At 66.3% G+C, this 14,989-nt stretch carries 14 protein-coding genes; all 14 read right to left on the bottom strand.

The features are described from left to right. Window positions 1-90 precede the first annotated feature (90 nt). The 14 genes from ACZ9YD_RS14405 to ACZ9YD_RS14470 all read right to left on the bottom strand — a co-directional run bounded on the left by ACZ9YD_RS14405 (window position 91) and on the right by ACZ9YD_RS14470 (window position 14,953). Complete coding sequence (locus ACZ9YD_RS14405) at window positions 91-309, bottom strand: DUF6289 family protein (protein ID WP_232137261.1); 219 nt, start codon at window positions 307-309, stop codon at window positions 91-93. 153 nt (window positions 310-462) lie between these two features. Next, a complete protein-coding gene (locus ACZ9YD_RS14410; protein WP_465075955.1) occupies window positions 463-1,104 on the bottom strand; it encodes an HAD-IA family hydrolase in 642 nt (213 codons plus the stop codon). After that, entirely contained in the window at window positions 1,101-2,276 is a 1,176-nt protein-coding gene (locus ACZ9YD_RS14415) for a phosphoglycerate kinase (RefSeq protein WP_465075956.1), read from the bottom strand. Before ACZ9YD_RS14415 ends, ACZ9YD_RS14410 begins: the two co-directional genes overlap by 4 nt. Then, window positions 2,273-2,422, bottom strand: coding sequence for a hypothetical protein (locus ACZ9YD_RS14420; RefSeq protein WP_465075957.1), 150 nt, complete (start codon window positions 2,420-2,422; stop codon window positions 2,273-2,275). Before ACZ9YD_RS14420 ends, ACZ9YD_RS14415 begins: the two co-directional genes overlap by 4 nt. Window positions 2,423-2,552: 130 nt before the next feature. Continuing rightward, on the bottom strand, window positions 2,553-3,917 hold the full coding sequence (locus tag ACZ9YD_RS14425) for a DUF3999 family protein (protein WP_465075958.1): 1,365 nt from the start codon (window positions 3,915-3,917) through the stop codon (window positions 2,553-2,555). Next, window positions 3,914-6,628 carry a DUF2339 domain-containing protein gene (locus tag ACZ9YD_RS14430; protein WP_465075959.1) on the bottom strand — a complete coding sequence of 905 codons (2,715 nt, stop codon included), beginning with the start codon at window positions 6,626-6,628 and terminating at the stop codon, window positions 3,914-3,916. Before ACZ9YD_RS14430 ends, ACZ9YD_RS14425 begins: the two co-directional genes overlap by 4 nt. Window positions 6,629-6,741: 113 nt before the next feature. Further along, window positions 6,742-7,746 carry a type I glyceraldehyde-3-phosphate dehydrogenase gene (gap, locus tag ACZ9YD_RS14435; RefSeq protein WP_465075960.1) on the bottom strand — a complete coding sequence of 335 codons (1,005 nt, stop codon included), beginning with the start codon at window positions 7,744-7,746 and terminating at the stop codon, window positions 6,742-6,744. A 777-nt stretch (window positions 7,747-8,523) separates the two neighbouring features. Continuing rightward, on the bottom strand, window positions 8,524-9,096 hold the full coding sequence (locus ACZ9YD_RS14440) for a DUF4189 domain-containing protein (RefSeq protein ID WP_465075961.1): 573 nt from the start codon (window positions 9,094-9,096) through the stop codon (window positions 8,524-8,526). After that, window positions 9,080-10,108: a TrbL/VirB6 family protein gene (locus ACZ9YD_RS14445; protein WP_465075962.1), complete on the bottom strand. Its 1,029-nt coding sequence runs from the start codon at window positions 10,106-10,108 to the stop codon at window positions 9,080-9,082. The genes ACZ9YD_RS14440 and ACZ9YD_RS14445 overlap by 17 nt, the downstream gene beginning before the upstream one ends. 17 nt (window positions 10,109-10,125) lie before the next feature. Then, entirely contained in the window at window positions 10,126-10,791 is a 666-nt protein-coding gene (locus tag ACZ9YD_RS14450; RefSeq protein WP_465075963.1) for a hypothetical protein, read from the bottom strand. A 124-nt stretch (window positions 10,792-10,915) separates the two neighbouring features. Beyond that, a complete protein-coding gene (locus ACZ9YD_RS14455) occupies window positions 10,916-13,399 on the bottom strand; it encodes a VirB4 family type IV secretion/conjugal transfer ATPase (RefSeq protein ID WP_465075964.1) in 2,484 nt (827 codons plus the stop codon). Window positions 13,400-13,401: 2 nt separating this feature from the next. Further along, window positions 13,402-13,719 carry a VirB3 family type IV secretion system protein gene (locus ACZ9YD_RS14460; RefSeq protein WP_465075965.1) on the bottom strand — a complete coding sequence of 106 codons (318 nt, stop codon included), beginning with the start codon at window positions 13,717-13,719 and terminating at the stop codon, window positions 13,402-13,404. After that, on the bottom strand, window positions 13,712-14,089 hold the full coding sequence (locus tag ACZ9YD_RS14465; RefSeq protein ID WP_465075966.1) for a TrbC/VirB2 family protein: 378 nt from the start codon (window positions 14,087-14,089) through the stop codon (window positions 13,712-13,714). The genes ACZ9YD_RS14460 and ACZ9YD_RS14465 overlap by 8 nt, the downstream gene beginning before the upstream one ends. Window positions 14,090-14,140: 51 nt before the next feature. Continuing rightward, window positions 14,141-14,953 (bottom strand): lytic transglycosylase domain-containing protein, encoded by an 813-nt coding sequence (locus ACZ9YD_RS14470; RefSeq protein WP_465076051.1) that lies wholly within the window; start codon window positions 14,951-14,953, stop codon window positions 14,141-14,143. Window positions 14,954-14,989: the final 36 nt, after the last annotated feature.

Genomic DNA, 14,989 nt, shown 5'->3' on the forward strand with positions numbered 1-14,989 from the left:
GGCGCGAGTCTAATGTCCACCGGTAGTCAGCCGCACGTTGCACGGCAACATGGAAACGGCGCACCACAGCTGGCGCGCCGTTCCCGAAGCTTACTGCGAAACTCCGCAGCCGGCGCGGACCACCACGTTGTCGGTCACCTCACCCCAGGCCTGGTTCGGCACGCAGCCGAACGTCGCCTCGCCGACCAGCACACCGGCATCGTCGTAATACATCTCGGCGCCGGGGAATCCGTTCGCGCCCGCGATGCCGGCGCCGGCCAGCAGACAGGTGGCGAGAATGCCCAGACCCCAACGGGTACGTGTCTTCATGGTGCTGCCCTCCACGTCGCGGCCGATCGCCGCGGCCTCACCCTCGCAGCGAAGCGTCGGTGGCAGGTTGGCGAAGCGTTAAAGCACGCGGGACAGCGCGTGTTTGCGGCGCCAGGTCTCGCACTGAACGCGACCCGTGCACGGTGCCGTCGCTCAGGCCAGTGCAGCCAAGAGCGCGGCCGGCGATTCGACGACCACATCTGCTCCCGCGGCGCGCAGCTCATCCGCAGCGCCGAAGCCCCACAGCACCCCGATGCCGCGCATGCCGTGCTGGCGCGCGCCTTCCATGTCGTAGCGGCGGTCACCGATCATCGTCGCGTCGGCTGCAGTCAGCGCGAGCCGCGACAGCGCTTCAGCGATCAGTTCGCGCTTGTAACGGCGCGTACCGTCGTCGCTGGCACCGACCACCGTTTCGAACGCCACGCCGAATGGCAACGCGTCGAGAATGCGACGCGCGAAACCTTCGTTCTTCGACGTGACGACCGCCAGCCGGTGACCGGCGGCCTGCAGCGTGGCGATCGTTTCGGGGATGTCGGCGTAGACCGAATGCTCGCGCCAGCCACGTGCGTCGTAGCGTTCGCGATACAGCGCGACCGCCTGTTCGGCACGCGCACGATCGCCGTCGAACAGCGCCTCGTAACTGTCGCGCAACGGTGGGCCGATCCACGGCAGCAACGCCTCGCGTGACAGCGGCGGATGCCCCAGCGCATCGAGCGTGTGCGCGATGCCGCCGAGGATGCCCGGCTCCGAATCGATCAGCGTGCCGTCGAGATCGAAGAACAGCGCCTGCGTCATGCGCCGCGGGCGTCGAGCGCCGCGACCGCCGGCAGCGTCTTGCCTTCGAGGAATTCCAGGAACGCGCCGCCACCGGTGGAGATGTAGGACACGTCATCGGCGATGCCGTACTTGTCGACCGCCGCCAGCGTGTCGCCGCCGCCGGCGATCGAGAACGCCTTCGACGACGCCACCGCGCGCGCCAGCGCCTCGGTGCCCTTGCCGAACGCATCGAACTCGAACACGCCAACCGGGCCGTTCCAGACCACGGTGCCCGCGTCGGCGATCATCGCGGCGTAGCGCTTCGCGGTGTCGGGACCGATGTCGAGAATCATGTCGTCGGCCTCGACCGCGTCCACCGCCTTGACCGTCGCCGGTGCATCGGCCGCGAACGCAGGCGCAACGACGACGTCGGTCGGGACCGGAATGTCGGCGCCGCGCGCCTTCGCGTCGGCCATGATCTGCTTCGCGGTGTCGAGCAGATCGGTCTCGACCAGCGACTTGCCGACGCCATGACCCAGCGCGGCGATGAAGGTGTTGGCGATGCCGCCGCCGACGATCAGCTGGTCGACCTTGCCGACCAGCGACGACAGCAGTTCGAGCTTGGTCGACACCTTGCTGCCGGCGACGATCGCCAGCAGCGGCCGCGCCGGCGCGTCGAGTGCCTTGGCCAATGCATCGAGTTCGGCCATCAGCAGCGGGCCACCGGCGGCGGTCTTCGCGAAGCGGATCACGCCATGCGTCGACGCCTGCGCGCGGTGCGCAGTGCCGAAGGCGTCCATGACGAACACGTCGCACAGCGCCGCGTATTTCTTCGACAGCGCTTGGTCGTCGTCCTTCTCGCCGACATTCATGCGGCAGTTTTCGAGCAGCACGAGCTGGCCCGGCGCGACGTCGACACCATCGACCCAGTCGCGCACCAGCGGCACCTCGATGCCGAGCAGTTCGGACAGACGCGCGGCCACCGGCGCCAACGAATCGGCCTCGCTCCAGCTGCCTTCCTTCGGACGGCCGAGATGCGAGGTCACCATGACCGCCGCGCCCTTCTCCAGCGCGTAGCGCAACGTGGGCAGCGACGCGGTGATGCGCTGGTCGGAGGTGATCGTGCCGCCGTCGACGGGGACGTTGAGGTCCTGCCGGATCAACACGCGCTTGCCGGAAAGGTCGAGGTCGGTCATGCGGACGATGGTCATGGGCTCTGGATTCTCTTGAATGATCGGAATGATGTACGCCATGCCATCCATGGCGTGACACGGCTGCAATCGCAGACACCGGCCCGGCCATCCATGGCCAGGCGCTCGCCGGTAAGGTCGAGATCGGTCATGCGGACGATGGTCATGGCGCTGGGCTCGCTGTATTCGGAAGGAGAACGCGGGTGCGTCAGCCGTCCATTGTCCGCGGTGTGGACGCGGGCAGGCAAACCCGGCGCGAATCCTTCCGGCAGGCGCGCGCGCGATCGCCTCGCGATCTCAACGCGGCTTCGGCGCCCGCAGCAGGCTCAGCGCGAAGCCGCCGACCAGCAGCACGCCCAGCACCAGCACGCCCCACAGCAGCCAGGTGCCCCAGTCGCGCGGCGGTGTGTCGTCGAGTGCGGCTGGGCCGGCGAGTTCCGTCCGCGCGCCGAGCGTCGCGACAGCCGGTGCCCAGCGACCGCCATTGCGCGCACGCAGATCGGCCAGCAATGGCGCCACCGCGGCATCGACGCGTTTCGCGCGACCACTCCCCGCGCGCAGCGAGAATGGCGCGGCGCCCTCGGCGACGAACACCAGACGCTCCGGGCGATAGCCGAGTCGCAGCACCGGCGCAGCGGCGGCGGAGGGCGCATCCGGCACCAGAAGCCACTGGCGCTCGCGCAAGGCCACATCGAGCGCGAGCGGTGGCGTGCGGGAGGCCGCATCCGCGCCGACCCGATAGACCAGCCAGTCACCGGCGACCGTGCGCCACGGCGCGTCATCGGTTTCGCGCACCGACAGCGTCCAGCGCGCGGTCGCGTTGCCGTCCAGGCCGAGATCGACATGCGTCACCGGCACGCGTGCATCGAGATGGAATACGACGCCACCCTCGGCATCAGCCGGTCCGGCCGGTTCGAGCGCGCGCCATTGCAGGGCTGGCGCGTCGGACATCGCTGGCGATTCGGCCGCCACCGACACGATCGCCGGCATCGCGCCCGCGCCGGCACCCGGCGAAAGACGCAGATAGCGCGTGCGCACCGGTGTATCGAAGACGATGCGCCGCTCGACCAGTCTCTCTTCGCCGCGACGCAGATCGAGCAGACGACCGCCTGCGGCCAGCGGCTGCCAGTCGCGCAGATCTTCGGAGCCTTCGACCCGCATCGTGCGTTCGAACGCCACGTCCGCGACGCCCCAGTCCAATACCAGCGCCTGCAATGGCAGCTCCAATGCACTGGCATCCACCAGCAACGCGGCCGGCGGCGCATCGCCCGGCGCGGGCCGCCACTGGATGCGGCGCAGGCGGCCGTCGGGATCGAGTTCGCTGATCGCGGCGATGTCGCTGCCCACGCGCGCGGCGGTTACCGGCAGCGGGAACCAGGCCAGCGTCTGCGTCGTGCGGCGTGCCGCGGGCGCAGGTGCCGACTGCAAAAGTGCCGGCACCTGTCGGCCATCGCCGTTGACGACCACCAGATCGCGCAGCGCTGGCGACACCGTGGTCGCGTAGATCGCGTCGTCGAGTTCGACCTGGTAAGCGCCGGCATCCGGTGACGGCAGGGCCAGCGGCCACTGCGCGACGAAGGCCTCATCGCCGGCGGCTGCGATCGCCACGCTGCATACGACGCCGCCGGTGAGGACGGCCAGGCATTTCAGAGTCCGGCTCATGCGCCGGCCTCCTGTGCCGGTTCGAAAGTGGGAGTGCGCGGCGGCGCCGGCGCGAAGAAGCCGACGACCGTGCACAGCAGGCCGTAGGCGATGAACGAGCCGATGCCCCACAGATTGCCGAGATGGCTGCGATCCACCAGCACCAGTTTGGCCAGCACGATCGCCATCAGCACCGCGCCTGCCAGCCACAACACGCGTTGGCCGCGGCGCGAGCCGATGACCCAGCCGAGCACGCCGAGCACGCTCCACACGATGGTCAGACTGGTCTGCGCCAGGCTGCTGTCGGCGAGCGCCATGCCCCAGGGTACGCCGCCCCAGTGATGCGCGCCACGCAGCGTGATCGCGGTGACCAGCAGAAACGCGCCGGCCGACAGCAGCGGTACGCGAGCGCGCGGCCCGACCGGCGCATCGCCGCGCCACAGCCAGCGCGCGATCAGCAGCAGCGCTGCGATCTGTGCAAGGTCGAGCGGATTGACCAGTGCGATCCACGGCAGCGGCGCGGGATTGCCGGCGTCACCCAGCGCCACACACCACCAGAGCGCCAGCAGCACGCAGCAGGTCGTGCGGAAGGTCGCGCGCATCGGATCGAACGCCACGCCGAGTGGATGCGTGAGCCACGGCCAGCGCAGCAGCGACACCGCGGTGATCACCAACCACGGCGCGACCGCAGCGACCAGCCACCAGCCATCGCCACCACCGATCCGGTCGGACAGTTGCACCAGCAGCAGCGACACCGCGAACGGCCACAACAGCCACCAGACGAACTGCGCCGTGCGGGCGAACCCGCTGTCACCGACACGCAGGCACAGCAAGCTGCGCACGCCGAGCGCGGCGAACACGAGCCACGCCCAGACGCCGTTGCCGGCGAACGGCTGCTGATGCGCTTCGGCCTGCAGGATCGCCAGTGGCAGCGCGGCGGCCAGCGCCAGACATGCAATGCCGGCCAGCAGCGGATCGAACACGCGCCGGCTCCGCTCAGCGGCCAGCCAACCCGTGACCGCCGCCAGGACGAGCCAGGCATCCGGCACATCGCGCGCCGGCAACACGCGCTGCAGTTCGAACACCCAGGCACCGAGCCACCAGAACATCGCCCAGAGGTAGGCGATGCGCGCGGGCGCAACCGCGCCCGCACGCGAATACGCCCAGGCGATCGCGAGCCCGGCGATGACGAACAACATCGCGCCGACGAACAGGCCGTGCACGAACGGTGTCTCGTCGATCGTCGTATTGCCGGCCGCGAATACATACGCGACCACTGCGGCGACCTGCAGCGCGATGCCCGACCAGCGCGGCAGACGCCGTTGCTGACGCAGACCCAGCCACACCAGCGCCGCACCTTCGAGCGCGAACACGCTGGCGGTGGCCTGCGCCGACAGCGCCAGCGGCACGGCCAGCGTCGCGAAGCCCGCGGCCAGCAAGGCGTAGGACTGCTGCAGCACCTCGTAGCGACCATCGCGACGCAGCCACCACGACAAGCCGGCGTACACCGCCGCGAGACCGAGCGCGCACAGGGCCAGCATGGTCGTGTCGTCGCGCATCAGACCCGACTGCAGCGAGAACGCGATCAATGGCGTGCCGAAGACGAGGCAGCCATCGATCAGATCGCGACGCCCCATCGGCCGGCGCCGCGCGTGCAACAGGGGCACCGCCAGATAGATCGCGAAGAACAAGGCGAGGAACGCCTGTGCGGACGCGTAGTCGGTAGCCTCGTAATCGAGCACGCCCCAGAGCGTGCCGATGCCGAACGTGAAGACGAAGCCCAGCAGATTGAGCAGACGCCATGCGCGGAACCACGCGATGGCGACGATCGCCACGTTGAACACCGCGTAGTAACCGAACAGCGCGACGTGGTTGCCGCTGCCGGTCGACAGCCAGATCGGCGCGAAGAAGCCGGCCAGCACCGCGAACACCGCCAGCGCCATCGCCCCCTGCAGCACCGCCAGCGCACCGGCGCCGAACACCAGCGCCACGCTCGCGGCGAACGCGAATTCCATCGGCACCAGCCCGAACATCCGCGACGCGGCGAACACCACCAGCAGCAGGATGCCGATCATCCCGCCCTGCAGGCTCAGTGCGAAGGTGCGGTGACTGTCACGACGTATCCAGCCGAAGACCAATCCGGCCACTGCAGCGACCGATACGCCGGCGAGGCGCAAAGACACCGGCACCTGCAGCAGGCCCTCGTCACTGGCGTACTTGAGCAGCGCGGCGACGCCGGCGAACAGCACCAGCATGCCGATCTTCACCGGCACATTGCCGGAGGTGAACCACTGCCGGACCAGACGCAGTCCGCGCTCGAACACGTCCGGTCCTGCCGGCGCCGCGGATGCAGCCTGCGGGGAATCGGACGGCGCGGGACGCACGGGGTCCGCATCACGCCAGCTCGCGCGCGGCACCGTGAGCGGCAACGGCGGCGGGCCGGCAGCGGGTGCAGGCGCTGCGGGGCGCAGCGGTTCGGGGATCGGCGGCGGCGCAGGCGCAGGGGGCGCGACAGGCGCGGCCACCGACGCTGCGGGCGCCGCGCGCGCTACCCCGGAAGGCGCCGGCGCTGCCGGCATCGCACGACCGGCGATCTCCGCGCGCAGCCGCTCGCTGAGGTCTTCGAGATCGGCCACGCGGCGGCGCAGGCCGAACATCATGGCCAGGCCAACGACCAGCAAGATGGGCACCGTCAGCAGCGCGAGCCCGATCAGTACGACGAGTTCTTCCATGCCACCCCCGCGGCGCCGGAGGGGCGCGCCCGGCCACCTTACGCGGCGAACGTCTGAAAACAAGAAGCCCCGCATGTGCGGGGCTTCGGGTATCGCGTCGCGAGCCTGCGCGGTTACTTGGCCGCGACCACGCGGACCATCTCCAGACACTTGTTGGAGTAGCCCCACTCGTTGTCGTACCAGCTGACCAGCTTGACGAAGGTCGGGTCGAGCGCGATGCCGGCCTCGGCATCGAACACCGAGGTGCAGGTCTCGCCGCGGAAGTCCGTGGCGACCACCTTGTCTTCGGTGTAACCCAGGATGCCCTTCAGCGCGCCTTCGCTCTGCGCCTTCATTTCGGCGCAGATTTCCTCATAGCTCGCCGGCTTGTCGAGTTCGACCACCAGATCGACCACCGACACGTCGGAGGTCGGCACGCGGAAGCTCATGCCGGTGAGCTTCTTGTTGAGCTCCGGAATCACCACGCCGACGGCCTTGGCCGCGCCGGTCGACGACGGAATGATGTTCTCCAGGATGCCGCGGCCGCCACGCCAATCCTTGTTGCTCGGGCCGTCGACAGTCTTCTGCGTGGCGGTCGCCGCGTGCACGGTGGTCATCAGGCCGCGCTTGATGCCCCACTTGTCGTGCATGACCTTGGCGATCGGCGCCAGACAGTTGGTGGTGCACGAGGCGTTGGAGATGATCGCCTCGCCGGCGTAGGTCTTGTCATTGACGCCGAAGACGAACATCGGCGTGTCGTCCTTCGACGGCGCCGACAGGATCACCTTCTTCGCGCCCGCGTCGATGTGCTTCTGCGCGGTGTCCTTGGTCAGGAACAGGCCGGTCGACTCGATGACGACATCCGCGCCCACCTCGCCCCACTTCAGGTTGGCCGGGTCGCGTTCCTGGGTCAGGCGGATCTGCTTGCCGTTGACCAGCAGCGTGTTGCCCTCGACCGACACCGTGCCCTTGAAGCGGCCGTGCACCGAGTCGTAGGACAGCATGTAGGCCAGGTAGTCCGGCTCCAGCAGGTCGTTGATCGCGACGATCTCGATGTCGCCGTCGAAGTTCTCCACTGCCGAACGCAGCACGTTGCGGCCGATGCGGCCGAAGCCGTTGATGCCAACCTTGATCGCCATGAATTCGGACTCCTGCAGCCGCGCGCACGCGGCAAAAGTGGGAAAGACGTGACCGCGCGGCGCGTGGGCGCCAGCCCGGACAGCGCTGCACAGTCTACCAGCCGCGCTGATCCCGGGCCCCGTGCCAGCACCGCGCGGCGTGCGCAATGATCCCGATCAAGGCGTTCGCGGCCGGCGAGCGGGACACTGCCGGCATCCGGCTACAGCCGGACCGATCGATGCGCACCCTGCCCTCGCCTTCCTAGTACTCGCCTGAATAGCATTCGGCCATCCCGCTGAGGCGCAGTCGGCTAGCGACTGGACCGTCGCCCTCGGAGACCCTCACGAGAACCCGAAATCCGACAGCGGCCGCCTCGTCGACTGCAAATTGATTGCTCCTGTCGATCTGCGGCAGTACGCGCCCGACGATCGCCCTCGAATACTTCGTACGCGACCGCATCGGCATGAACTGTTCATGCCGCCGACGCTGAGCCTGCAATACCACTTCGCACCGTATGCGCGCGCCGCGCCACTCCAAGGCACGGGTTTCAACCACGATACGTTCCTCGAAGGGAAGGCCAGCAACGCACTCCCGGGCGGAAAGATCCTATTCGACGACTCATCGAGCTGACGCTACGCGCCAGCATTGCTGGATTGAGATCGAGAGCGACGTGCGCCTGGAAGAGGCGAAGCTGAGGACAGAGCGGATTGATCCGCTGTCGTCTTGGGCTGATTACGTTCTAAATATCTAAACGTCATCCATCACAATAAAAAATACCTTGTACAAACGAATACACGCTAGTCAGCAACTTCTGGATAACTGCACCCTTCACGAAAGACTTTGCAGCCGGGACCTATCGATTCGCATTGCCGGATCGCCAACTCACGAGCTCTTTCGAGGGTACCCGCTCTCCCAAAACCAGAATGATCACGCGTCGATGCAACCGTCGCGCACTGATTCTGGAATGAAAGAACAACCTCGCAATCTTTCACTCCACCACCGCGATTACTGCACTGTTCTATCGCGGCCTTTTCAGCCTCCATCTGCGACCTATCGCCCAGAGCCCATCCAGACCAAGACGAGCTAGGACTCATCGCAAAAGCCCCGAATCGATCTTCAAGAATCTGTTGCGACGCGTTCGCTACGCCCAACGCAGGAAGGTATCGAGAATGGTAGTACGCCGATGCTGGATCGCTTTCTGGAACCTGCGTCTGCGTCGAATCTGTCGGACTCGCATGCACGGGAGCTAGTAAGACTACGTTCGAAGTCAAACTGAAGAACACAGACAAGTAGATAGAAAAACGATTGCCCACTCTCACCAGACCACCTCCGTGTTGACCCGACCCAAGTTTGTCATCGGGGTCCATCATTCCGATGGTGCTCGTCCTCGTCGTCTCTGCGCCTAGCCCCAACTTTCTGAGTCGGCATTGTGGTGTCAGCAGTTTGACCCGAGCTGTTACGGCCGAGCGTACCAAAACTCGAATTCGCAGCGAACTGCCCGAGTGTGCCGCTGAAGAACATCGCCGCCATCGGGGGCGCCATCACCATCAACACCGACATCAACAGACCAATGCCGCCCTGCTGCATCGCCGCGGCGTTTAGGCCACCCGGCGGGACGACTCCCGGCAGGTCGATGACCTCCTGTGTCAGCAACGTGTACTGCACCAGGAGGGCGGCAGCCGTAATGGCGACCAGCTTGGTCGCAACGGACACCATGAAGGACAGGACCGCAAGACTGAACATCGTGCCAAGTCCATAAAGCAACCACCGTTTGAACAGGTCCTTGGTTTGGTCGAACATCAGGCACAGGATAAACAGAGGTCCGAAGCCAACAAACAGTACCAATGCAATCTTGTAGAGCAGCAGCATCGCGCCGCCCACTACGGAAGGGCCCGCAATGCCGATTCCCATCAAGGTGATCGTCCGGTCCTGGCTCGTCTTGTTGTCCGGATCATCATTGCCCGCGCCGATGCGGTCGACCAGCACGAAGATCAGCCCCATGATCTTGAGATTCTTGTCGATCGACTGCTCGGGCTTTTCGTCCGTTCCTGTGACGATCTTATTGATCGACTTGGGTAGCCCGTCGGCGAGGAAACTGGTCAGGTTTGTGCCAGCGAATGACATCGCGGTGGCGGCCGACACGATCAGGAAGACGCGCAGCGAACCGACGACCAGGCCCATCATCGATTCACGACTGCGACCGGTCACGATCATGAAGCCCTGCATCAACACCCAGAGCGTGCACAGGGTGAGGGCGAGTCCACTGACGAACTGCGTGCCGCGCGCGATGAGACCGGTCTGGAACGAGGCAATCTGCGAGTTCAGGAACTCGAAGATCAGCGCGAAGAACGCCCACTGGGCGAGGCCGGCCAGACTGTCCATGTCGAACTCCGATGTCGTTATAGCGAAGCGGGGAGGTCCACGCCGCCCCTGCCCTTGAACAGATTTCGTGCCAAAGCGATCTGCGTGTGACGGATGTGCGCGACTCGCGCCTCGTAAGCGCGCATGTAGGTCTGGTAGCGATCACGGTCGTTGTCCATCAGCGCGGTCAGTGCCAGCAGTTCGTTCGAGTTGGCCTGCAGATCCGCGTAATCGTCGGTTCCCAGTGCGCGACGCCGCTGCTCGATCGCCTCCAGTCGCGCGTGATGTTCGGCGGCACGCTTGAACATGCGCATCGCGAATGTGTACTGCGCGAGTTCGGTCTGCACCATTTCGCGGCACAGCGTGCGCTGCCGTTGTCCAAGCCCACTTGACACGCCCGACGGACACAGCCTGCTGATGCTCAAAGCCGCGGCCGAAGGCGCAGCAGGGTCGAGCCATGCAGTACCTTCCGGCTCGGCGAGCAGTTCGACGGTTTCGCTGGTCGGCTTGTGATCCACCTGCAATCGCGTGTTGACCTTCTGCAGTTCGCCGACGACGGTGGTGCTGCCGCCTCCGCCAATGCGGTCGCGCAGCTGCTGAACCTGCTGGTAGGTCTCGCGGTCATGGACCTGCCATGCGGCCGCGGCGGCGCCTGTCGCGAGGACGGCCGCGGCCGCGATCGTGACGACGAACCGGCGCCTCATGCGTGGCCATGCGAGGTGGATTCCGAACGTGCGTTGAAGACCGTTCGCGAGGCTGTGTGCGCTCGCCTGCTGGATGGTCCTGGACCTCATGCGACACCTCCTGTGTCCGTGTGGCTTTGAATGCTCATCGATCCGCGAGCGCGGCAGCGTTCGGATGCTCGACCGGCTCGCCCCGGGTCTCCACCCGCCGGGCACGCCCCGACCCTTTCCGCTGCGCGTAGAACGCAGGCAACCAGTTTTGAGGATCGAGATCCCCATCCTCGACGCCCAGCGAGGCCGCCTGCTCCGCGACGATTCGATGCATGATCTCGATGTTGTCTGTACTCGACGATATGACGGCCAGGGCATCGTCCATACCCCGCAGATTCAACTGGCACACGGTCGAGCCGTGCCCCTGCTTGACCAGGAAGCTGCGCGAACGTTCGTCGAGCGAGCGGACGACCTCAAACTCCGCTTCGGTCAGCTTCAGGCCTTCGACGTAGTCCTTGCGCGACGCATTCGGATTGGGCAGCAGGATCAACGTCGCCGTCTGCTCGATCAGGGCCGCGGAGATGTCGCTCGCCAGCGCATCCTCCGGGCTCTGCGTCGCGAAGATGCCCAGGCCGTTCTGTTTGCGGATCGTCTTCTGCTTGTTCTTGGCGAACTCTTTGAGCGCGCCGCCGCCGTCGAGGATCTTCCAGAACTCGTCCATGACGTAGATCAGCGGCCGGCCGTCGATCAGCGCTTCGAGCCGGTGCAACAGATAGTTGATCACCGGCACGCGTACTTCAGGGTTGTCGATGACCTCGGTGTAGTCGAAGCCGATGATGCTGGCGCGCTCCAGGTCGATGACATCCACCGGGTTGTCGAACACCCAGCCCAGTGCGTTGCCGGCCGTCCACTTGCGCAGTCGCGCATACAGGCCGTCGTCGCCCATGTTGGGCAGGCTCTTCTGGAAGTTGCCCATCGACCGCAGCTGGGCCGGCATGTCGAGGAGGCTCTCCACAGCCCGGTGGATGTCCTCGTCCTCGCGCGCGGTGTACTGGGACTTGCCGGCGAGCACCTTGATCAGCCCGGCGAGAAACTGGACGTTGGCTTCGGTGTGCGCGCACTGGAAGGGATTGAAGCCGGTCGGCGCGCCGTTTTCCAGCGCGAGGTACGCGCCGCCGCAGGCCCGCACGAAGATCTCGGCGCCGCGGTCCTTGTCGAAGAAGAAGATCGTGGGCACGGGATCGAACTTCTGCACCTGGCTGAGCAGGAAGTTGATCAGGGCCGTCTTGCCGGTACCAGATTTGCCGATCACCATCGTATTGGCGATCGCTTTCTCCCCGAACGAATGCTCGGCCGGGTGCGTGGCGTGGAAGTTGAAATAGTAGGGCTGGCCGTTGGTGGTCTGCAGCGCCGTGACGGCGTCACCCCACGGATTCTGCGATCGCTTGCCGGTGGCGAAGTTGTGCAGCGGCGAGAGCCCGAGAAAGTTCAGCGAGCTGACGTTGGCCAGCCGGGTACGGAACTTCCAGTTCGCCGGCAGCTGTGAATAGAACGAGGCGCAGACCGCGAGGTCTTCCTTCACCGACACGAAGCCGGCGTTGGACAGCTCGGCGCGCGTCGTGGCGATCTGCTGCGCCAGCGCCTGCTGGTCCGGCGCGTACAGCGCCATCATGAAGTGGTATTCGCCGAGCACGAAGTTGCCTGAGGCGATCTCGTCCATCGCGTGGTCGAGTTCGGCGATCTGGCTGACCGCCTTGTCGCCGGACGAGATCATCATCCCCTTGGTGCGGTCGAGCACTTTCAATGCGTCCTGTCGGCCCATCGGACTGAAGGAGTGCGTGATGACGTACTCGAAGTCGAGGTACTTGAGCGCGTTGAGGATGCCCGGCCAGGTCGCGTCGGTGTATTCCTTGATGTTGAGGATCGCGCCGTACTGGTTGCCGCCACCCGGCGTGCTGATCACGAAGTCGCCGGTCCGCGCCGAGAACGTATGCCCGCTCACCGCGAGGTAGTCGCAGACCGGCGCGCGCAGCACCGGCACCGGCGCATCGATCCGGTTCAAGATGTACGCGAACAGCTCCAGCGTCTCTGAGAAGACGACACCGTTCTCACCGGTGTACATGCCGAGCCGCGCAGGCGCGTAATCCCGGAGTACGGCCTCCACGTTGCCGGCCAGCTCGACGAGCTTGGCCACGGCCTGGTCCTGCTCCGCCTGCAGCCGTACGAGATCGGAAGACTTCTCGACGAGCTTCTTACCGCTGACGACCGGCCGGAAGATCATGGTCAGGTACAACTCGTTCTGCATGATCTTCTGGGCGGAGAGCGCCTCGAAGTACTGGTCGGACAGCGCCTGGTTGAACGCCTGCGCGAACCCGGCCGGCATGTCGATGCGGCCGCGCCTGCGTACGTCGTGGACCCAGAACGCGACGTTGACGAAGTCCGGCGCGCGCAGCGTCTGCAGCATGCGGTTGAAGGTCGCGTGCCGGTGTTCGAGCTCCCAGGTTTCCCGCCCGACGAACGGCAGGCCGCCCAGACGCCACGTCAGCAGATAGTCGCCACCGGTGGTCTTGACCACGTGCGGCGACACATGGGCCGACAGCGGCACGAACTCGGCGATCGACGTGGCGGGCGCGCGCATGGTCAGGGTGTCCTGCGACCTTCGTGGATCTCGGGCCGATAGCTGTTGGCCGTGAAGATCCAGACATTGCCGTGCCGGCCGACATCCCGGGCACGGAGCCGGAACATCCAGCGCAGGCCCAGCAACCGGAAGATCATCTCGTCGCGTCGGGCCATCTGCCGCATGACCATGATCACGAACGGCAGCAGCGCCAGAAAGAACATGTCGATGTAGAACGTCAGCAGCAGGCAGGCGCCCGCGCCCACCGCGAACGGCAGGTAGGGCACGCCCATGAACATCGACGGGCGCGTGCAGCCGCGGAACAGGATGTCCTTACGCATAGCCTGGCAACAGCTGGACCACGACCATGGCGGTCGACGTGACATCGTCGGGCAGCAGCATCTTGGCGATCTGCGCCGCAGCGCCGATCAGGAAACCGCCGATCAGGACTGGCGCGACGTCGCCGATGCGCTTGTGGTTGAACGCGATCTGGTAGCCGGCAAAGATGATCGCGATGGTGACGACCGCGATCGAGGCAACGTTCAATAACGCGTTGATGTTGCCGAAGAAACTCTGCACCCGCGTGGTCGCGCCGGCGACGTCCTGGGCCCAGGCGACGAACGGGAGCAGCGCGAGCGAACCGCATGCGAGCGCCGCGCGCAGGGGTGTGCGGGCCTGGCGGGCGCGATCGGGAATGATGGTCTTCTGCATGATGCGTTCCTTGGCGTTGGCATTGAAGAGTTCGAGGGCTGACTTGTTCGTTCAGAACACGAATGCGGTGTCCGCGGGCTGTCCGGGCGGCGGCGGCTGACGGGGCGCGTTCGATGACGGCGCGGCTTGCTGGGGCGGGGCCGAAGTGAGCCGCACCGTGACCGGCGCGTCGTCGTCGATCTGCGGGGATGTCGCGTCCCGTGTCGTGCGGACAGACGGTGTCTGAGCGGTCCCGTTCGTCTGCTGACTCACGGGCGCGTCCGGGGGCGCTGCGTGCCCGGTGATCGCAGCGCCAGCACCGGAGCCGTTCGCAGGGGAATCGAGCGCGGCCTCCTGCACGCGGCGGGCCACTCTCGAGGCGGGCACGGCGGCACCGCTGGCGCGAGGATGTGACGCGGATGCCGCCCCGTTGCGGATGACTGGAATCGATTGCGCCGGCGCCACCGCTTGCCAGGATGCAAGCACCTTCTGCACGTAGCCATGCTGGTAGCCGGTGACGAAGTTGCCCGAGTAGTAACAGCTGAAGGCCTTGCCCCAGTCGCCGCCGGCGCGCGTGTGGCACTCGGACAGGATCTGCGCGCCTGCGCGCAGGTTGGGGCAGATGTCGAACGCCTTTTCGTGCGATTCGAGACCGTAATGCCGCAGGTTGTGCCGGTTCACCTGCGCCAGACCGAGCGAGAAGTTGTAGCCCTCGCGCTCGAGCATCCGGCTGGTCGACAGTGCTTCCTCGAGCGTTCGCGGCTGGCGCGCCAGGTGGCCACCGACCACACCGATCGCAAATGGGTTGTACGACGACTCGACGCGCACCACGTGGTGCATCACTTCGGCGGGGACGGCGAGCCCCGCGCAGCCCATCAGTTCCATGCCGGGCAGCATCAGGGCGCCCTCCCCGTCCGGGCC

The sequence above is a fragment of the Luteimonas sp. AC640a genome (genome assembly GCF_979256585.1).